The 20603-nt window shown below is 65.6% G+C and carries 13 protein-coding genes; 4 read left to right on the top strand and 9 right to left on the bottom strand.

Annotated features, from left to right (window positions below; genetic code table 11):
• Positions 1-649: 649 nt before the first annotated feature.
• Positions 650-3547, bottom strand: coding sequence for a TonB-dependent receptor (locus tag GV068_RS04490; protein ID WP_159696193.1), 2898 nt, complete (start codon positions 3545-3547; stop codon positions 650-652).
• 422 nt (positions 3548-3969) lie between these two features.
• On the opposite strand from GV068_RS04490, the gene GV068_RS04495 reads away from it, so the two are divergent.
• Together GV068_RS04495 and GV068_RS04500 are read left to right on the top strand one after the other, a co-directional pair.
• Positions 3970-5586 (top strand): NAD(P)/FAD-dependent oxidoreductase, encoded by a 1617-nt coding sequence (locus GV068_RS04495; RefSeq protein WP_159696194.1) that lies wholly within the window; start codon positions 3970-3972, stop codon positions 5584-5586.
• A gap of 56 nt (positions 5587-5642) precedes the next feature.
• A complete protein-coding gene (locus GV068_RS04500; protein WP_159704581.1) occupies positions 5643-6449 on the top strand; it encodes an EamA family transporter in 807 nt (268 codons plus the stop codon).
• On the opposite strand, the gene corA is transcribed toward GV068_RS04500, so the two are convergent.
• From corA to glnA, 5 genes are all read right to left on the bottom strand, one after another.
• A complete protein-coding gene (gene corA / locus GV068_RS04505; RefSeq protein WP_159696195.1) occupies positions 6446-7414 on the bottom strand; it encodes a magnesium/cobalt transporter CorA in 969 nt (322 codons plus the stop codon). The genes GV068_RS04500 and corA overlap by 4 nt on opposite strands.
• A 51-nt stretch (positions 7415-7465) precedes the next feature.
• The gene (ntrC, locus tag GV068_RS04510) at positions 7466-8938 is read right to left on the bottom strand and encodes a nitrogen regulation protein NR(I) (protein WP_159696196.1); all 1473 of its coding nucleotides are present in this window, start codon (positions 8936-8938) and stop codon (positions 7466-7468) included.
• Between the two features lie 71 nt (positions 8939-9009).
• Positions 9010-10083, bottom strand: coding sequence for a nitrogen regulation protein NR(II) (glnL, locus tag GV068_RS04515; protein ID WP_159696197.1), 1074 nt, complete (start codon positions 10081-10083; stop codon positions 9010-9012).
• The gene (locus GV068_RS04520; protein ID WP_229463723.1) at positions 10080-10589 is read right to left on the bottom strand and encodes a DUF4124 domain-containing protein; all 510 of its coding nucleotides are present in this window, start codon (positions 10587-10589) and stop codon (positions 10080-10082) included. The genes glnL and GV068_RS04520 overlap by 4 nt, the downstream gene beginning before the upstream one ends.
• A gap of 171 nt (positions 10590-10760) precedes the next feature.
• Complete coding sequence (glnA, locus tag GV068_RS04525; RefSeq protein ID WP_159696199.1) at positions 10761-12176, bottom strand: type I glutamate--ammonia ligase; 1416 nt, start codon at positions 12174-12176, stop codon at positions 10761-10763.
• A gap of 291 nt (positions 12177-12467) precedes the next feature.
• Here glnA and GV068_RS04530 point away from each other — a divergent pair, with 291 nt between their 5' ends.
• Both GV068_RS04530 and GV068_RS04535 read left to right on the top strand, forming a co-directional pair.
• On the top strand, positions 12468-12926 hold the full coding sequence (locus GV068_RS04530) for a rhodanese-like domain-containing protein (RefSeq protein ID WP_159696200.1): 459 nt from the start codon (positions 12468-12470) through the stop codon (positions 12924-12926).
• Positions 12927-12930: 4 nt separating this feature from the next.
• The gene (locus GV068_RS04535) at positions 12931-13683 is read left to right on the top strand and encodes a sulfite exporter TauE/SafE family protein (RefSeq protein WP_159696201.1); all 753 of its coding nucleotides are present in this window, start codon (positions 12931-12933) and stop codon (positions 13681-13683) included.
• A gap of 7 nt (positions 13684-13690) precedes the next feature.
• Here GV068_RS04535 and GV068_RS04540 read toward each other — a convergent pair whose 3' ends face one another.
• Genes GV068_RS04540 through GV068_RS04550 form a run of 3 tightly spaced genes read right to left on the bottom strand, consistent with a single transcriptional unit; the run spans position 13691 to position 20366 of the window.
• Complete coding sequence (locus GV068_RS04540) at positions 13691-15643, bottom strand: CocE/NonD family hydrolase (RefSeq protein ID WP_159696202.1); 1953 nt, start codon at positions 15641-15643, stop codon at positions 13691-13693.
• A 59-nt stretch (positions 15644-15702) separates the two neighbouring features.
• Positions 15703-17043 (bottom strand): TAXI family TRAP transporter solute-binding subunit, encoded by a 1341-nt coding sequence (locus tag GV068_RS04545; protein WP_229463734.1) that lies wholly within the window; start codon positions 17041-17043, stop codon positions 15703-15705.
• 38 nt (positions 17044-17081) lie between these two features.
• Positions 17082-20366 carry a transglycosylase domain-containing protein gene (locus tag GV068_RS04550; RefSeq protein WP_159696204.1) on the bottom strand — a complete coding sequence of 1095 codons (3285 nt, stop codon included), beginning with the start codon at positions 20364-20366 and terminating at the stop codon, positions 17082-17084.
• Positions 20367-20603 lie beyond the last annotated feature (237 nt).

Here is a 20603-nt window from a genome sequence, read left to right on the forward strand (position 1 = left end):
GCCACCGCACCGCGAATGATCGATCCGCCATGCGGCCGTCTCCTGCAAACCGAGCGCAAACTGCGCGCGCCCTGCCGCAATGGATGCCGGCCGGGGGCTTGGAGGCTTACTTCATTTCATACAAATCGCCACGTCTGTATATCGCCGCTTTTTAAGTGCGGCATTCTTCCGTACCGGTGCTGCTAGTACGAGCAGTCTCAAATAACAGCTGATTAAAAGAAATGTTATTTGAATGAATAGATAAGACCATATGGCGTGGAAAAGTGTCAATTGAACGCAGATGGCCTATAGAGTTAAAAACAACACATTTATTTAGTGCATATGCGTGCCGCACTGCGATGGTGCACCGCAAAAATGACCCGAAAGTCAGCTCATCCATTTTGGTAAATACAAGCAAACTAGCGTCAGTACGCGGCTGGTTGGCGGCAGTTGCACGGTTTGCCGCGATTTCGTCTGCATGTGTCCGTGATCGACTGGGGCGGACAGTCGGCGCCCTCCCGTGGTGCGTCGCCATGACCGGACGCACGGACACAGTGCGTTGCACCGACACAACGCTGCGATGCCATGCATATTTGGCGCTCTCCGCCCAAAGGTAGAGCGGGAAAAAAGCCGCCCGTGGGCGGCTCCGTTTTTAGCCTCGGCGGAGGGCTTAAAACTCGTACTGCGCCATGAAGCGGAAGCTGCGGCCCGGCTGGAATGCGCCGGGCTTCAAGTAAGCCGGGCTCGGCGTCCCCATGGCCAGTTCGCCCTCCTCGTCCACCTGGGCCACTGCACGCTTGTTCAGCACGTTCAGCACGTCGACCGTGAAGCTCGCGCCCTTCAGCCACGCCGGTTCGTAGCTCGCCTGCAGGCCCAGTTCGCGGGTCCAGGGCAGGCGGCCCAGGGTGCCGCGCGGGTTCAGCTTGCGGTTGCACCAGAACGAGGCCGATTCGTAGGCGATCGACACTTCGTCCAGGTTGCCGGCGTAGTAGCCCAGGCAGTTCAGCGGACGCCCGCTCTGCAGGATCAGGTTGGCGCCGACACGCCATTCCGGCGTCAGCTGGTAGGCGCCGAACAGCTTCAGGGTATGGCGGCGGTCGTTCGGCAGGTAGCCGTAGGCGCCTTCCATCAGGCCCGGGTAGTCCCAGTCCTGGCTGATGCCGGCGTCGTCCTGGCCGATGTCGGACTTCACGTAGCCCTCGGTATTGCCGCGCACCTTGGCCCAGACATAGGAACCCTGCAGGTTCCACTTGCCGTCCCAGGCGCGCTCGAAGGTGAACTCGAGCGCGGTGTACTTGCGCTCGGGCTGCTCGAAGCCCAGCGATGACGCCGGGATCTTGATCGCGGTCAAGCCCTTGCCGTCTTCCAGGTCGATGTTGGCGGTCAGGTCGCCGCCCGGGTTGTACAGGAAGCAGTGGTCGATCGCTTCGCCGATGATGCCAGCCTGCGCCGCGCTGTAGCCATTGGCGCGGGCCCAGGCTTCGGCGCCGGGGCCGTTGCACATGTCGTCCATCACCTTTTTCAGCTTGCGGTAGGTGACTTTCGCGCCCACCGACCAGCGGTTGGCCAGGGCCTGCTGGGCGCCGAGGATGAATTCATCCTGGTACATCGGCTTGATGTTCGGATCCACCACCGAACGCGGGTCGCCCGCCTCGCCGTTCGACACCAGGAGGCGCCCGCCCAGCTGGGCGCCGCGATTCGGGCGCTGGAACTGGTCGCTGCTGTTGGTGCCGCTGTAGCGGTAGTAGTCGGTGTAGTCGAGCTCGGCGCCTGCCAGGCGCACGTTGGTGTTCGACATCACCGGGATGTAGTAGCGGCCGGCGTTGGCAAAGATCTTGGTGCTCTGGTCGCCCTTGACGTCCCAGCTCAGTCCCAGGCGCGGGGCGATGGTGTTGTCGACCTTGATGAAGGTCTTGTCGTCGGCGTTCAGGTTTTCGAAGGATTCGCTGCGCACGCCGATGTTGGCCACCAGGTTCTTCGTCACCTGCCAGTTGTCCTCGATATAGAAGGCCGAGTTCTTGGTCGTGAAGGCGCCTCCGTTCTCGAAGTGGCGCGAGGCGACGTAGTCGAAGGCCGCGCCCGTGTTGTTGACGTAGCCGTTGGCCAGCGAAGCGCCGGCGGCGATGGTGCGGATGTATTCGCGCGCCCCGCCCGAGCTCACGCTGCCGCTGACGACCTTGTACTTGTCGTTGTCGAGGCCGAAGCGCAGGCCGTGGTCGCCCAGGTTCCATTCGGCGTCGATGCGGAAGGCCTTGCGCTCGTCCATCGCACCCGGGAGGTTCGCAGCCGACGCGGTGGCGCAGCCCTGGACCGGGGCGCTGGCCAGGCGTTCGTCGGTAATATAGGGGCAGGCCGCCGAGCCGATCTTGCTCGCATTGCTGTAGCGTCCCAGGCCGGCCAGGGCCGAAATGGTGAAGTCGTCGGTCAGCCAGGAGGTGTACTTGGCGATGTAGTTCTCGCCACCCGTGGTGTATTCGTCCGGCAGCTTTTCGGCCGTCGGACTGTCGGTGTATTCGGTCGCCAGCGCCCAGGTGCGGACCTTGTCCTTGCTCTTGTCGCTGAAGGCGGTGAACTCGAGCAGGTTCTTGTCGGTGATGTTCCAGTCGGCTTTCAGCAGATAGCGCGGGGTGGTGGTCTTGTACTGGGTCAGTACGCTCGAATAGGTGTTGCGTTCGATGTTCGCGCCCTGCACCAGGCCGAACACGAACAGCTTGTCCTCGACCAGCGGGCCGCCGGCCCAGACGTTGGCCTGCAGGTCGTCCAGGCCGCCGGGACGCTTCTTGCTGATCCAGCGCCCGCTGGCGTCCTTGATGCTGTACAGGTCGTCGCCACGCAGGCTTTCCGGCGTGTAGATGACATTGGCGCCGCCCTTCCACTCGTTGGTGCCGCGCTTGGTGGTCACGCTCAGCACGCCGCCCAGCGAACGCCCGTACTCCGGGCCGTAGCCGCCGGTCTTGACCTGCTGCTGGGCGATCGCTTCGAACGGGACCTGGTTGAAGGCCACGCCATTGAGCATGTTGGTGACGTTGAAGCCGTTGATGTAATAGACGTTCTCCGCCGGCGAGGCGCCGCCCAGCGAGGGCACGTTACCGGCGCGCAGCGTGGTCTGGCCGATACGCGGGTCGCCGCGCGTCGCGCCCGGCGCCAGCAGGGCCACGGCGGTGACGTCGCGCGTCACCGGGATGCGGTCGATGGCAGCCTCGTTCAGGACCATGCTCGATTCCGGATTCTTGACGTCGATCCGGTTCAGGCGGCCGCTCACGTTCACGGTGCTGATGGCGGCGCCCTCGAAACTGGTCGAGGCAGCCTCGCCCGCATTCACCGCGACCTGGCGCTCGTCAAACGTGCCGTCCGGCCGCTTGGCGCGCACCGTATAGGTGCCGGGCGGCAGCTGGGTCATCTGGTAGTCGCCGTTCTGGCCGACGGTCAGGGTGCGGGTGAAGCCGATCGACTTGTTCTCGATCGTGATCACGGTGCCCGCCGCGGCGCGCCCGACGATGTCGCCGGCCGAGTTCGAAGCGGCCTGGGCGCCGCCCGCCATGAGCGAAGTCGCGATTGCGAGCCCCACGGCATGTGCCAACACTGTCTTTCTTAACATAGGTTTTTCCTGGTGAAGCGGGCCGCACAGGCCCGCAGGTTGTTCCAATCCGCCGCCGGCCTTGCCTTCACCGGCTGGCGTGCCATTCAAGGTTTGTTGTCTAAACAACCTCGAACTGTTTTGATAACAACATTCACCTATGGGAGGGTCAATTCTTACGAATGGGCTAGGACTTAAGTCAAGGTTTGCGGGAACTTGCCGCATATTGCGTGCAACTTGGTCCATCTCGACGCGAACCGGCCGGCAAGCGCAAGCGCTGCGGCAAATGCCGCTGATGCGCCCGGGCGACGCTTCCACCGCGATTCCCCCCGCCATGGGGGCATGGCAAGCTCGAGTCCAGTAAAATAGCGGCTTTGTCTTTTCCCTTTGTTGCATTGCCAGCAACCACAACCATGATCCGAATCAGCGAACTCAAACTCCCCCTCAACCATCCGGAACCCGCCCTGCGCGAAGCCATCCTCGCCCGCCTGGGTATTGCGAATAACGACCTGGTCGACTTCACCGTCTTCAAGCGCAGCTACGACGCGCGCAAGAAGTCGGCCATCGTGCTGATCTACGCCATCGACGTCGAGGTACGCAATGAAGCCGCCGTGCTGGCGCGCCTGGGCAAGGACCAGTACGTCGGCCCTTCGCCCGATACCAGCTACCAGTTCGTCACCACCAGCAAACCGGCGCCGGGCACCCCGCGTCCGGTGGTGGTCGGCATGGGGCCGTGCGGGATGTTCGTGGCCCTGATCCTGGCCCAGATGGGCCTGAACCCGCTGGTGCTGGAGCGCGGCAAGGTGGTGCGCGAGCGCACCGTCGACACCTTCGGCTTCTGGCGCAAGCGCAAGCTGAACACCGAGTCGAACGTGCAGTTCGGCGAAGGCGGCGCCGGCACCTTCTCGGACGGCAAGCTGTACAGCCAGATCAAGGATCCCAAGCACCTCGGCCGCAAAGTGCTGACCGAGTTCGTCAAGGCCGGTGCACCGGAAGAGATCCTGTACGTCAGCAAGCCGCACATCGGCACCTTCCGCCTGGTGAAGATGGTCGAGCAGATCCGCGCCGACATCATCGCGCTCGGCGGCGAGATCCGTTTCGAGACCCGTGTGGACGACGTGTTCGTGACCGAAGAAAACGGGATGCGCCAGGTCCAGGGCGTGCGCCTGTCGAACGGCGAAGAGATCGCCACCCGCCACCTGGTGATGGCGATCGGCCACAGCGCGCGCGACACCTTCGAGCTGCTGTACGAGCGCGGCGTCTATATCGAAGCCAAACCGTTCTCGATCGGCTTCCGGGTCGAGCACCCGCAGTCGCTGATCGACGTCTGCCGCTTCGGCCCGAACGCCGGCAACAAGCTGCTGGGCGCGGCCGACTACAAGATCGTGCACCATGCCTCCAACGGCCGTTCGGTCTACAGCTTCTGCATGTGCCCGGGCGGCACCGTGGTGGCGGCATCGAGCGAAGAAGGCCGCGTGGTCACCAACGGCATGAGCCAGTACTCGCGCAACGAACGCAATGCCAACAGCGCCATCGTGGTCGGTATCACGCCGCAAGACTACCCGGGCCACCCCCTGGCCGGTATCGCCTTCCAGCGCGAGCTGGAGTCGCGCGCGTTTGTGCTCGGCGGTTCCAACTACGATGCGCCGGGCCAGCTGATGGGCGACTTCGTGAACGGCGTGGCCTCGACCGAATTCGGCTCGGTGGTCCCCTCCTTCCGGCCGGCGGTGCACCTGACCGACCTGGCGCCTTCGCTGCCCGAGTATGCGATCACCGCGATGCGCGAAGCCTTCGTGGCGTTCGACAAGCAGATCAAGGGCTATTACAAGCACGACGCGGTGCTGACCGGGGTCGAGACCCGCACCTCCTCGCCGATCCGCATCAAGCGCAACGACAACGACCTGCAAAGCCTGAACACGCGCGGCCTGTTCCCGGCCGGCGAAGGCGCGGGCTATGCCGGCGGCATCATGTCGGCGGCGGTGGACGGCATCCGCGTGGCGGAAGCCGTGGCGCTGTCGATGACCGCGTGAAGCAGGACGCGGGCGCCGGCAGTAGCTTGGGTCCGGGTCTCGCGATCCTGGCCTCGATGGTGTCGGTGAACCTGGGCGCCGCCTGGGCCAAGCACCTGTTCCCGCTGGTCGGCAGCCAGGGCGTGACCGCGGTGCGGGTCGGCCTGGCGGCGCTCATCATGCTCGCCATCGTGCGCCCCTGGCGCCGGCTGCCCGCGCGCCGCGACGCGCTCAACCTGCTGGTTTACGGCCTGATGCTGGGCTGCATGAACCTCCTGATCTATGGGGCGTTTGCCCGTATTCCGATCGGTATCGCGGTCGCCATCGAGGTGGTCGGCCCGCTCGGCGTGGTGGTGCTGTCCTCGCGCCGCGCGCGCGACTTCGGCTGGGTGCTGCTGGCCGCGCTAGGCCTGTGGCTGCTGGCGCCGGTGCATGAAGGCGTTCCCCCTCTGGATCCTGCTGGCGTGGCCTATGCGCTCGGCGCGGCCTTCTGCTGGGCGATGTACATCGTGTTCGGCAAGCGCGTCTCGACCCTGAATGGCGGCCACGCCGTGGCCTGGGGCATGCTGGCTGCGGCCCTGTTCACGGTGCCGGTCGGGGTGGCGCATGCCGGCGCCGGCCTGCTGGAACCAATCGTGCTGGCGGGCGGGCTGGCAGTGGCGGTGCTGTCGAGCGCCCTGCCCTATACGCTGGAGATGGCGGCGCTGGCGCGCCTGCCGCAGCGCGTGTTCGGCATCCTGGTCAGCGCCGGACCGGCCTTCGCGGCCGTGGCCGGCTTCCTGGTGCTGGGCGAGCGCCTCACCGGCATGCAGTGGCTGGCGATCGCGCTGGTGATCGTGGCCTGCGGCGGGGCAGCCGCCACGGCGGAACGCAAGCGCGTTTAAAGCCAGCCGGCCTTCTTGAAGCGCCGGTACAGGTACCAGGTGACGCAACCCATCACGCACAGCGCGGCCGGATAGCCGTACTTCCACTTCAGTTCCGGCATGAATTCGAAGTTCATGCCCCAGATGCCGGCAAAGGCCGTGAACACGGCGAAGATCGCCGCATACGAGGCCAGCTTCTTGCTGATGTCGTTCTCTTCGATCGCCACCATCGACAGCGTGACCTGGATCGCGGTGTTGATGGTGTCGCGCACGGTGTCCAGGCGGCCGAGGATGCGCAGCAGGTGGTCGTGCACGTCCCGCAGATAATCCTGGGTCTCGACCACGACCTGTGGCACGCGGCCGCCGTGCAGGCGCCCGATCGCATCCATCAGCGGCAGCACCGCATGGCGCAGCACCTGCGACTTGCGCTTGAGCTCATACAGGCGCTCGATGTTGGCGCGCTGTCCGCCCTGCTGGCCGAAGATGTGGTCCTCGATCGATTCCAGCTCGGATTCGAGCATGTCGACCACCGGGAAGTAGCGGTCCACCACCGCGTCCACCAGCGCATACAGCACGAAACCGGAGCCCTTGCGCAGCTGGTGCGGCTCGCGCTCGGCGCGGGCGCGCACGCCCAGGAAGCCCTGGTTGGCGTCGCGCCGCACCGACAGCACGTAGTTGGGCCCGGCGAAGATGGCCAGCTCGCCGGCGCAGATCTCGTCGCCATTGAGTTCGACGATGTGCAGGGTCATGAAGATGCTGTCGCCGTACTCCTCCATCTTGGGGCGCTGGTGGCCGCGCGCGGCGTCTTCCACCGCCAGCTCGTGCAGGTTGAATTCTTCCTGCATGGTGGCGATTTCCGCCTGGTCCGGGTCGCGCAGGGCGACCCAGACGAAGGTCTCGGGCAGTTTCAGGTATTCGCTGATGTCGGCGACGGGGATGTCGGACAGCTTCTTGCCTTCCTGGTAGGCGACACAGTTGATCAGCATGGATGGTGTAAGCGATAACGGCACATGATGCGCCAGCTTACACCATTGCCATCACTCATCCCGTGCGCCATCTATCCCAAGTTCACCGATCTTGCGCGTGATGGTGTTGCGGCCAATCCCGAGCCGCATCGCGGCATCGTTCTTGCGCCCGTGGGTGTGCTTGAGCGCGGTCTTGATCAGGGCCGATTCGAACTGGCGTCCGAGCGTGTCCATCACGTCCACCTGGCCGGCGCTGAGCATGCCGGCGGCCTGCAGTTCGAGCAGCGCGATCCAGCCTTCCGGCGAAGTCGGCGCCGAGACGCCCGGCGCTACCACCGGCGCGGCCGCGATCCCGGCCAGAGCGGCATCCTGCAAGGTCGAGGGCGCGGGCGAGCCCTGGGTCAGGTCGCGCGGCAGGTCCTTCACCTCGACCGTCTGACCCGGAGCCATCACGGTAATCCAGTTGCACAGGTTTTCCAGCTGGCGCACATTGCCCGGCAGTTCGAGGCCGGATAAAAAGCGCATCGCCGATTCGGACAGGCGCTTCGGTTCGACGCCCAATTGGCGTGCACTCTGCACCAGGAAGTGGCGCGCCAAAATGGGGATGTCGTCGCTGCGCTCGCGCAGCGAAGGCAGGCGCAGGCGGATTACGTTCAGGCGGTGGTAGAGGTCTTCGCGGAACAACCCGTCGCGCACGCGCTGTTCCAGGTTCTGGTGGGTGGCGGCGATCACGCGCACATTGGCCTTGACCGGCTGGTGCCCGCCGACGCGGTAGAAGTGGCCGTCCGACAGCACGCGCAGCAGGCGCGTTTGCAAATCGAAGGGCATGTCCCCGATTTCATCGAGGAACAGGGTGCCGTTCTCGGCCTGCTCGAAGCGGCCGCGCCGCATGGCCTGGGCGCCGGTAAAGGCGCCGCGCTCGTGGCCGAACAGTTCCGATTCCAGTAGGTCCTTGGGGATCGCCGCCGTGTTGAGCGCGATGAAGGGCTGCTGGGCGCGCGGGCTGTGCTTGTGCAAGGCGCGCGCGACCAGCTCCTTGCCGGTGCCGCTCTCGCCCGTGATCAGGACCGTCACGTTCGACTGCGACAGGCGGCCGATGGCGCGGAACACTTCCTGCATGGCCGGCGCATGGCCCAGGATCTCGGGGGTTTCGGCGGGCGCCGCTTCGACGCTGGCTTCGCGCAGGCTCTCTTCCAGCGCGCGCCGGATCAACGCCACCGCCTTGTCGATGTCGAAGGGCTTGGCCAGGTAATCGAAGGCGCCGCCCTGGAACGAGGCGACCGCCGAATCGAGGTCGGAGAAGGCAGTGATGATGATGACCGGCAGGCCCGGGTGGCGCGCCTTGACCGCCTGCAGCAGTTCGATGCCGGATTCGCCAGGCATGCGGATGTCCGACACCAGCACCTGCGGCGTGTCGGTGTCGAAAGCGGCCAGCGCATCCTGCGCATTGGCGAAGCTGCGGGTCTCCAGGCTTTCGCGCGCCAGCGCCTTTTCCAGCACCCAGCGGATCGATGCGTCGTCGTCGACAATCCAGATTGGTTTCATGTGTTCGTGGTTCCCGTCGTTCGCATCCTACGATTCAATGGGGACTCACGGCGGATGCTGCATTCCCCCACTTATGGCAAGGGCAGCAGGATCCGGAAATCCGTCAGTCCAGGCCGGCTTTCGCACTCGATCACACCCAGGTGCTGCTGCACGAAGGTCTGCGCCAGCGTCAACCCGAGGCCGCTGCCGCCTTCGCGCCCGGAGACGAGCGGGTAGAAGATGCGGTCGCGGATCTCGGGTGCGATGCCCGGTCCATTGTCGATGATATGCAAATCTAATGCCAGCCCGTAGCGGACCTTGGCCAGGGTGACCTGGCGCGCCACGCGGGTGCGCAGCACGATCTCGGCGTCGCCCGCCGCGATGCGTTTCGCAAGCGCCTGGGCGGCGTTGTGGGCGATGTTCAGCACCACCTGGATCAGCTGCTCCATGTCGCCCCTGAACTCGGGGATCGAGGCGTCGTAGTCGCGCCGGATGGTGAGCCCGGACGGGAATTCGGCCAGGATCAGGCTGCGTACGCGCTCGCACACTTCGTGGATGTTGACGTCGCCGACGATGTGGGGCTTGCGGTGCGGCGCCAGCAGGCGGTCGACCAGGGTCTGGAGGCGGTCGGCCTCCTTGATGATCACTTGCGTGTATTCCGACAGGTCGGCCAGGTGGTGCGGAGGAAGCTCGAGCTCGAGCAGCTGGGCCGCGCCGCGGATGCCGCCCAGCGGGTTCTTGATTTCGTGCGCCAGGTTGCGGATCAGTTCCTTGTTGGCCTGGCTCTGGTCGAGGATGCGCTCCTCGCGGTCGAGCTTGAGCTGCTGGACGTTCTCGCGCAGCTCGAGCAGCAGCTCGCCCTCCCCCAGCGCGCTGACGCTGGTGATCACGTGCAGCGGCTCGCGCCCGCTCCGTTGCAGGCTGAGGTCCTGGCGCAGGTCGGCGTACTGGTGGGCCAGCGCCTGGGCGCACAGCGCGGCCAGTTCGCTCCCATTGGTGAACAGCTCGAACAGCGGCGCGCGCTGCAGGGACTTGAGCGAGAGTTCGAGCAGGTTCTCGGCGGCCGGGTTCGCGTAGCGCACCTCGCCTTCCAGCCCGAGCAGCAGCACGCTCGATGCCAGCAGGTCGAGGCCGGCGTAACGCGAGGTGGGGCCGCTCGGCGTCATCGGATGTTGCTGATCTCGCGCTGCAGCGCTTCGATGTTGCGTTCGGTGCGGCCGATCTCGTCGCGCATCGAGGCCACGCGTTCCTGGTACTTGGCGTAGTTGCGTTCGTTGCCCTGGCGTTCGGGCTCGCCGCCGTTGAAGTCGCGGCGCAGGTCGGCCAGCTTCTTCTGCTCGATGCGCAGCTCGTCGTTCAGGATCTCGCGGCGGTCGTCGTCGCGCGCGCGCTGCTGGGCGGTGTCGACGCGCGGGAAGCTGGTGGGGCTCGCGACCGGGGCCGGGCTGCCGTTCGGCGGGCGCACGGCCGGAATCGGCGCGGAGGCGCGCGGCGGCGCGGGCGGCGCATAGCCCGGCAGGTCGAGGGCCTTGCAGCCCTTTCGGCTGGTATCGGTGAATTCGACGCGGCCCTGGTCGTCCACGCACTTATAGACGGCGCCCTGGGCTTGCGCCCCGTTGTGGAGCGCCAGTCCCGCGGCCAGGACGATGGCAAAGCGTTGAAGAAGTCTCAATGTCGTTCGCATCAGGAGTCAGGGTGCACAATAAACGTGCACGTATTGTAGAACGGCCCGAGTGTACAGCAAGCATGAAAAAAGGCGGGGAAAGCCATCGCTTTCCCCGCCTTTGTTACACAGCCTTACGCGTGGTGACGCTCTTGCGCAACGCTTGTGTTGACCACTTGATTACGACGAGTAGTACATGTCGAATTCGGCCGGGTGCGGGGTCATGCGCAGACGCTGCACTTCCTGCATCTTGAGGTCGATGTAGGCGTCGATCATGCTGTCGCTGAACACGCCGCCGCGGGTCAGGAACTCGCGGTCCTTGTCGAGGGCTTCCAGCGCTTCTTCCAGCGAGGCGCACACGGTCGGGATCAGCTTGTCTTCTTCCGGCGGCAGGTGGTACAGGTCCTTGGTCGCGGCTTCGCCCGGGTGGATCTTGTTCTGGATGCCGTCCAGGCCTGCCATCAGCAGCGCAGCGAAGCACAGGTAGACGTTGGCCAGCGGGTCCGGGAAGCGGGTCTCGATGCGGCGGCCTTTCGGGTTCGCCACGTGCGGGATGCGGATCGAGGCCGAACGGTTGCGGGCCGAGTAGGCCAGCTTGACCGGGGCTTCATAGCCCGGCACCAGGCGCTTGTACGAGTTGGTGCCCGGGTTGGTGATCGCGTTCAGGGCGCGTGCGTGCTTGATGATGCCGCCGATGTAGAACAGCGCGGTTTCCGACAGGCCTGCATAGCCGTCGCCGGCGAACAGGTTCTTGCCGTCTTTCCAGATCGACTGGTGCACGTGCATGCCCGAGCCGTTGTCGCCGTTCATTGGCTTCGGCATGAAGGTCGCGGTCTTGCCGTAGCTGTGGGCCACGTTCCAGATCACGTACTTCAGGTTCTGGGTCCAGTCGGCGCGCTCGACCAGGGTCGAGAATTTGGTGCCGAGTTCATTCTGGCCGGCGCCGGCCACTTCGTGGTGGTGCACTTCGACCGGGATGCCCATCGATTCGAGGATCAGCGACATTTCCGAACGCATGTCCTGGAAGCTGTCGACCGGCGGGACCGGGAAGTAGCCGCCCTTGACGGTCGGACGGTGGCCGCTGTTGCCGCCTTCGATTTCCTTGTCGGTCGACCAGGATGCTTCCTCCGAGTCGATCTTGACGAAGCAGCCCGACATGTCGATCTTCCAGCGGACCGAGTCGAAGATGAAGAATTCCGGTTCCGGGCCGAAGTAGGCGGTGTCGCCCAGGCCGGTCGACTTCAGGTAGGCTTCGGCGCGCTTGGCGATCGAGCGCGGGTCGCGGTCGTAGCCCTTGCCGTCCGACGGTTCGATCACGTCGCACTGCATGAACAGCGTGGTCTCTTCCATGAACGGGTCGAGGTTGGCGGTGTTCGGGTCCGGCAGCAGCAGCATGTCGGAGGCTTCGATGCCCTTCCAGCCGGCGATCGACGAACCGTCGAAGGCGTGGCCCGATTCGAACTTGTCTTCGTCGAAGTGCGACACGGGGACGGTCACGTGCTGCTCCTTGCCGCGGGTGTCCGCGAAGCGCAGGTCAACGAACTTCACTTCGTTGTCTTTGATGAGTTGAATTACGTCTGCAACCGTCTTTGCCATTCGTATCTCCTGATTGAAAAGGGGGTGTCGCACCGGAAGGTCCTCGCGGAACGACAACTTGCTTTAGTTTAAAGCATGAAGCGTGCCAACCGGGCATTATGAGCAAATGCTCAATGCTTCGTTGGAATTCGCTCTTGTCCGTCCTAAAATCGCTCATCACCATCGGTGTGCATGCCTGTGCATCCGCACCAAAACAGTGCAAGTTCAGCGCCAGTGCACCATCGCAGCGCAGCATACACCGAACCAAGTTGGTGCAATGTTTTTTTCGTCGCCTCAGAACGGAACCAGACCATGACTACTACCGACTCGATCCTCGCCAATGCGCGCCAGCGCGCCGTCGGCCAGCCCTATGCGGGCGCCGTCACGCCCGAGGAAGCCTTTGCGCTCCTGCAAAGCGATCCGCGCGTGAAACTGGTGGACGTGCGCACCAATGCCGAGCGCGACTGGGTCGGCCAGGTCGCGATCCCCGAGGCCCAGCACCTCGCGGTGCAATGGGCCACCTACCCCGGCGGCCAGCCAAATCCCGCATTCGGTGCGCAGCTGGAGCAGCTGGCGCGCAAGGACGAGGTGCTGCTGTTCCTGTGCCGTTCCGGCGTGCGCTCGCGCCACAGCGCGCGCGTGGCCACCGAAGCCGGCTATGCCGAGTCCTACGACATCCTGGAAGGCTTCGAAGGCGACCGCGACGTCGACGGACATCGCAAGACCATCGGCGGCTGGTGCAAGGCCGGCCTGCCCTGGGTAGGCGCCTGAGCCTTTGATTGATTTACTGCTGAACCTCGGGCTGGGCGCCCTGCTCGGCCTCGTGGGTGGTTTGCTGGGCATTGGCGGCGGGCTGATCGCCATTCCCGTGCTGGGCCTGCTGTATGGCATGGGCCAGCAGCTGGCCCAGGGCACGGCGCTGGTGATGATCGCGCCGAACGTCCTGATCGGCTTTTACCGCTACCACCAGAGGCATCCGGTCGACCTGCGCGCGGTGGCCTCGATGGCCCTGTTTTCCGTGGTCGCGACCTGGTTCGCCGCGCGGTTTGCCATCGGCCTCGATCCGCGCGCCCTGCACATCGCGTTCGCGCTGTTCCTAGTGGCGCTGGCCGTGTATTTCGGCTTCCTGACCAAACACGTTCCGGCGGCGCCCGCGACGGCGCAGAAGATGCCGCGCGCTGCCCTGCCCCTGCTCGGCATCGCTTGCGGCCTGATGTCGGGGGTGTTCACGATCGGCGGCGGGCTGGTGATCGTGCCGGCGCTGGTGAGCCTGTTCGGCATGCCGCAGACCCGCGCCCAGGGCATGGCGCTGGCGCTGGTGGTACCGAGTTCGCTTGTTGCGCTGTTCGGCTACGCCCAGGGCGGCCACGTCGACTGGGCCACCGGGGTGCCGCTGGCGCTGGGCGGGATCGCGACCGTCTCGCTGGGCGTGATGCTGGCGCACCGGTTTGCGCCGGCGCGCCTGCGGCTGCTGTTCTGCCTGGTCCTGCTGGGCACCGCGGCGACCATGCTGCTGTCGCCGCGTTAGCCCAGGCTTACTGCGCCGGCATCACCATCAGCTGCAGTCCGGACGCCGCACCCGGGGCGCGGTAGATGCGCTGGGTGGCCTTCTGGAAGTCTTCCGGCTTGGCCTTCGGGATGTGGGTGAAGGTCTGCGGGTTCAGGTCGATCAGCGGGAACCAGGAACTCTGCACCTGCACCATGATGCGGTGGCCGCGGCGGAAGGTGTGGTTCACTTCGCCGATGTCGAAGGACAGCGCTTCCTGCTTGCCCGGCACGAAAGGCGCCGGCTTCTCGAAGCTGTTGCGGAACTTGCCACGCAGCGGATTGCCGCGCACCAGCTGCTGGAAGCCGCCCAGGTTCACGCTCGGCGGTCCCACGTCGTTGCCGGAGCGCTGAGCCGCCGGGGTCGGGTAGTCGCTCGGGTAGACGTCGATCAGCTTGACGACCCAGTCGGCATCCGTCCCGGTGGTCGACACGAACAGCTTGGGCACGACGGACCCCACCACCGTCACGTCTTCTTCCAGCACCTCGCTCTGGTAGACCAGCACGTCGGGACGGTTGGCGGCGAAGCGCTGGTCCGACACCATGTATTCGCGCGGCACGCCGGTGGCCGCGTAGCCGATGAAGGGCACGGGTTTCTTCGGGTCGGCCACGTATTCGTCGTACCCGGCGCCGCTTGCGGCCGGCTGCTGCCAGCTGAGGGTGCCCTTGTCGCCGAAGTACAGCGTGCGCGCCTTGCTTGGCGCCGGCGGCCAGGCCGCGTAGCTGCGCCAGACATTGGTGCCGGTTTCGAACGCGCTCACGTTCGGCACGGTGCGCGCCGGCTTCACGCCCTTCAGGTGCTGCTCGAAGAAGGGGAACTGGATCTCACGGCGGAAGTAGTCGCCGGTCTTGGCGTCGAAGCTGACGTGGCCGAGGCGCGCGCCGTCGCTGCGCGCCCAGCCGCCGTGCACCCAGGGACCGATCACGAGCGCGTTCGGCGTGGCCGGATTGTATTTGCCGACCGCCTTGTAGATCTCGAACGGTCCGGCCGGATCTTCGGCGTCGAACCAGCCGCCCACCGTCAGTACCGCCGCCTTCACGTTCTTCATGTGCGGCGTGATCGCGCGCGAGCGCCAGAATTCGTCGTAGGTGTCGTGCTCGATGGTCGGCACCAGCAAGGTGCGCTGCTCTTCGCTCAGGCTGGCGAGGATGTTCGACATCGTCAGGCGCTTGAGGAAGAAGTCGTAGGCGTCGGCCTCGCCGTACTCGAAGCGTGAGCGCTCCTTGTCGCCCACGGTCGGGTTCTTCTGCGGCAGGAAGGACGAATAGAAATCGAAGTTCGCCGACAGCATGAAGGCGCCGCCGTGATAGGAGTCGTCGCCCATGTACAGGTCGGCGATCGGCGCCTGCGGCGAAGCGGCCTTGATCGCCGGGTGCGAGTCGATGATGCTGGCTGCGGTATAGAAGCCGGGATAGCTGATGCCCCAGATGCCGACCCGGCCGTTGTTGTTGGGGACGTGCTTGAGCAGCCATTCGACGGTGTCGTGCATGTCCTCGCTTTCCTGGCCCTCGCCCGCGGCGCGCTTGGCCTTGGCGTGCGGGGTCATCTCCTGCCAGCTGCCTTCCGACATGTAGCGGCCGCGCACGTCCTGGGTCACGAAGATGTAGCCCGAGTCTTCCAGTTCGCGCGAGGGGCTGATCGCCTCGGGGAACCAGTCCACGCCGTAGCGCCGCTCTCCCTGCGCGAACACGCCGGCGCTGTACGGGGTGCGCTGCACCAGGAAGGGATAGGGTTTCGATGCATCCTTCGGCACGTACACGGTGGTGAACAGCTTCGCGCCGTCGCGCATCGGGATGCGGTACTCGTACTTGGTATAGCTTTCGCGCGGGCTGCGCTTCTGGGCGGAGGCCTCAGGCGACTGGGCGAATGCGCTGGATTGGGCGGCGGCGCTGCAGGCCAGCAGCACGCCAAGTGCGAGGGCGGAGAACGGACGGCGGATCATGACTTCCTTCGGAGGGCGGACAAAAGACCGCCAGTGTAATCCGTTTCCGCCGGTGTTTGCTATCTTGCCAAGGGCACGGCGACGCCGTGCTGGTCGATCGTGCCGCGTACGCGTTCGCGCACGAAGTTGATGTGGCTGCGCAGGCGATACAGTTCGTCCGCATAGGCGAGCGGGATCGAGATGTGGTTGACGCGGTCCTCGATGTCGTCGAGGCGCCCCAGCAGTCCTTCGCGCGCCGCCTCGCGTTCTTCCGGCTGGGTGGCCTCCAGTTCCTGCTCGACTTTCCGCAGTTCGCCGTACCAGCGGTAGACACGGGAGCGCACGCGCCAGACGTAGATCGGCGGGACGATTTTGGAGAGCGGGATCAGCAGGGCCGCCAGGGCAACGGCCACCACCCACAGGCGTTCGAACAGGTTGGCCAGCCAGAAGCGCATGTAGCGCTGCATGAAGGGCGGGCCGTCGCGGTAATAGCGCTCGGCCTCGCGCGCCACCGGGATCTCGGTGTACTTCGGCGAAGGGAACTGGCCCTGCTGCTGGAACCAGCCGGCCTTGCCGTGGATTTCGCCGGCCGACTTCACCAGCAAACCCACCAGGGCCGGATGCAGGTCTTCCCGCGCCACCAAGGTGGCGGTCGGCGCGATTAGGTGGTAGTCCTGGGACGGGATGTCGCGCCCGAGGTCGACGATCCCGCGCGGCAGCGCCACATGGGTCAGGAAAGGCAGGCGGCGGGTATAGGCGTCGGCCTGGGTGAAATTGAAGAGCCGGATGCCGGGCGTCTGCAGCAGCATCTGGATCAGCGGCGCTTCCGGCGCGGAGCTGAACACCAGGCCGTCGATGCGGCCGGCCAGCAGTTCGACCGTGGCCGGCGTGTTTTCCAGCGCGCCGATCTGCAAGTCATTGGGTTCGATGCCGTTCGCGTCCAGCACCTGGCGGAACAGGCGCGGCACGCCGGTGCCTTCCGGCCCCAGGTTGATGCGTTTGCCTTTCAGGTCGGTCAGATGCGTGACCTTGGCGCCCTCGCGCAGGAACAGCCAGACCGGCTCGGTGAACAGGCTGCCCAGCGAGACCAGCCCTGCCCGTTCGGCCTGTCCATCCGCGGTGGACCCACTCTGCACAAAGGCGACGTCGGCCTTGCCGTCGACCAGGCGCTGCAGGTTTTCCGCGGAGCCGAGCGAAGGCTGGAGCGTGAGCTTGATGTCGTCGCGCGCCAGCCGCGCGGCGTACTGGCGGCCGAATTCTTCGTAGGCGCTGTTGAACTGGCCGGTGGCCATGATGAGGTGGCGCGGCGGCGCCGGGTCGACCCAGATATAGGCCAGCACCGCCACCGCGATCGCCGCCAGCAGGGTCGGCCCCGACGCGACCAGGAGGTCGCGCAGGGACAAAACGCTGAACTGGCGCACGCGGGTGACCGCCTTTCGTACGGCGGCCGTACTGCCCCTTATCGGACGCACTGGCGCTGGGCGGCCACGCTGCCCGCCGGCGGTTCGATCATCGGCATCAGGCTCGGCGCCAGGTTGGCCAGCAGCTGCACCGGCAGTGCGCTGGTGAAGTCGTAGTTGCCGGCCTGCGGTCCGTGCACATAGGCGGTCATGCTGCCGAAGTAGCGTTCGCCGATGTTGAAGACAAAGGTCGCCGAACGGTTCACGTAGCGCGATTCGATCACGCGGCCGCCGCGTGCATAGACTTCGAAGCGCTGGTCGCCGGTGCCGGTCTTGCCGCCGACGGCGATCACGCTGCCGTCGGACTGGGTGAAGGCGGTCTTCACGCGCTTGGCGGTGCCGTGACTGACCACGCCCTGGATCGCGTCGGCTACGGCGCGCGCCACTTCAGGCGCCAGCACTTGTTCCTTGCCGCCGCCCTTGCTGCGCTTGACCAGGGTCTCGTACGGGGTGTCCTTGGCGAAGTGCAGCGAGTCGATGCGCTCCACGGGTTTGCGCACGCCGCCGTTGACGATGATGCCCATCAGCTCGGCCAGCGCGGCCGGACGGTCGGCCGACGCGCCCAGCGTGGTCGCATAGGACGGCACCAGCGAATCGAAGGGGTAGCCCATCTTCTTCCACTGCGCGTGGATCTTGAGGAAGGCCTCGACCTCGATCAGGCCGGCGATGCGCTTGTCCTGGGCGTGCTTGCGGTGGGTCTTGAACAGCCACGAATACACTTCCTGGCGCTCCTTGACGCTGGCATCGGTCACTTCGGTCCAGCCGGCCTTGGGATGGGTGATCAGGTAGCCCGCCAGCCACAGCTCGAGCGGGTGCACCGAGGCCACGTAGCCGCGGTCGGCCAGCGACATGTTCTTCGGGTCGTACATCTCGTACATCTTCGGGATGCGGTCCGGATCCATGTCGACCGAATCCGGCAGGGCCTGGTCGACGTAGGCGCCGAACTGCGCCATCGTCGCGTTCGGGAACACGGTGCGGTGGGCGGCGGCCAGCTTCGAGGCCAGCGGGCGGATGCCGGAGAACAGCAGGCTTTCCACCTCGGCCGGGGTCTTGCCCTTGTACTTGTTCCAGAACTTGGCCATGAAGACCTTGCCCTCATTGTCGGCGAAGCGCGCCAGGTAGCTCTGGCGGCGCGGGTCGTCGGCGTCGGCCAGCAGCTTGGCCGAGGAACCAGGCAGCTGGAACATGTAGTAGCGCACCACGTCGCGCATCATGCGCACGAACACGAGGTTGGTCGAATTCTGCAGCGCCTCGGTCACCGTCATGATCTTGCTGTTATCCAGCTTGCTGAAGTTGCCGAAGGTGTGGATGCCGCCGCCGGTGAAGAAGGCTTCGCCCGGGTTGGCCGAGTACTTGCGCTCCATCGCGGCGGCCAGCATCGGCTTGAGGCCGCGGTCGGCGCCTTCCGGCAGCTGCTGGAAGTACTCGACGGCCCACTGCGACATGCGGTCCTTCGGATCGACTTCCACGCCCATCAGGCCGATCTTGTCCATCGGCTCGTAGCGCTTGTGCAGCTGGTCGACGATGTCGAGGTAGGTCACCAGGGTGCGCAGCTTGGCGGTCGAGCCGAGGTCGAGCTTGGCGCCTTCGTTGATGTCGAGGGGCTGGTCGTAGTTGTCGGTCTGGACGCGCAGGTAGTTCACGTGCTCGCCGCGTTCCATCAGGGTGAAGCTGTACACCACTTCGGCCGGGTCGCCGTTGCCGAGCAGGCCCTTGCCGGTCAGGCCGGCTTCTTTCGCGTGCTCGGCGTCGGACAGCTGGCGCAGGGTTGCGGTGACGGCCTGCTGCACGCCGGCGTCGAGGGTCGAGACCACTGACAGGTCGAGGCGGTCGAGGTTGTACAGGCGCGAGTCGCCCACCAGGTAGCCGAGGTGGTTGCGCACGGCGTTGGCGGCCTTGCGCGACACGAAGGCGTCGGCGCCCGGCGCGGCCACACCCGAACCCTGGGAAGGATGCAGTTGGACCTTCAGCGCGGCGTCGCGCAGCTGCGGCGAGATGACGCCGGTCTGGGCCAGCACGCGCAGGTGGCTGTTGGTGAGGGTTTCCAGATCGTGCTCGCCGTCGCCCAGGTAGTAGGCCGGGCGACGCTGCGCAATCATCAGGGACAGCGCTTCCTTGTAGGCGGTGACGGCTTCCTGGCTGTCCATCGGGCCGCGCAGCATCTTGCTGGTCTTGTCGAAGTCGCGTCCGTACCAGACCCACATGCCGTCGCCGATGCCATTGACTTCGCCGTAGCCCGGCTTGGCCGACAGCGGCACGGTATTCAGGTAGTCGAGCACGATCTGGCGGCGCGCCTTGGTGGTGTCTTCACCGTCCTGGTAGGCGCGCAGCGTGGCCGAGGCCATCTGGATGATCTTGTCGTGCAGCGAACCGGTGCGGCCTTCGGCCGAATGGCGGTATTTCTCGATCTGGGTGGCGAGCGTGGAGCCGCCGGCCACGCGGCCAGCGCCACCGAGGCCGACGCTGCTCAGGGTCTTGTCGAACACCGCCTTCGAGAAGCGGTCCCACTCGACCGCCGGGTTGCGGCGCGGGTAGGCCGGGTCGAGCAGCTCGCGGTTCTCGATGAACAGCAGGCTTTGCACCAGCAGCGGCGGGGCGTCGTCGAACTTGTGATAGAAGCGTTCCGGGAAGCGCGAGGCGAACAGCGGCTGCGCACGGCAGTCGAGGATCTCGAGGCCGACCTTGGTCTTCTCGTGGTAAGTGGCGTACAGGCCGCGGTCGGCCATCGCCGCCATCTGCGGCGAGATGCGGGCCTGGGCGTCGATCAGGTAGCCGCGCGACTGCAGCTTCTCGAGGTAGGCCGGCATGCTGGCGTAGCCGAGGCGCGTGTCGTAGGGGCTCGCTGCCGGGAAGCGGATCGACTTGCTCGGTCCCTTCTCCACCCGATAGGTCAGCTCGCTGGCCATGTCGGCGAAGATCTTCGCCTGCAGGCGCGAGGTGCGCATCTCGAGCGCGCCCCAGGCGGCCAGCAGCACCAGCAGGATCAGGAGCGTGAGGTAGAAATAGAGCTTGAAGCGGCGCTTGCGCGGCGCCGGCTTGGGGGTCCCGGCCGGGCCGCCCTCGGGCGTTTCCGGAGGCGGCACCGGCACGTCGCCGGGGCGGTCCGGCGCACCGGAACCACCCGCCGCCAGGTGCGGATAGGCTTCATATAGGGGAACATCGTTGCCGCCCGCCGATGCGAACACGGGGGCGCCGCCGGCCATGGCCTGGGCGGGACGCCCGAGCCAGTTGCTGACTGCTTCGATTTGCTTGCTTGGCCGCTTATTGCGGCGAATACTTTCCATGATGGCTCAACCGGTCTGAATCAATACGTGCTCAATCCCCGCCAACCTGCCCGCCATCCTTGCCGCTGTTCGTTCGAGTGATGTAGGTCCTCGTCAGTCCGCAAAAATGTGCGGTGCAAACTCACTCAGGATTGCACCTCCACAGGTATCATTCCACCACATCAATACGACACGCGCGAGACACCGTTTAACAATTTTGATTAGCGCGAAGTATTTTCGCAAAAAAACAACGGCTGA

It is taken from the genome of Massilia sp. 9I, from assembly GCF_902506415.1.
Lineage (GTDB): Bacteria > Pseudomonadota > Gammaproteobacteria > Burkholderiales > Burkholderiaceae_D > Telluria.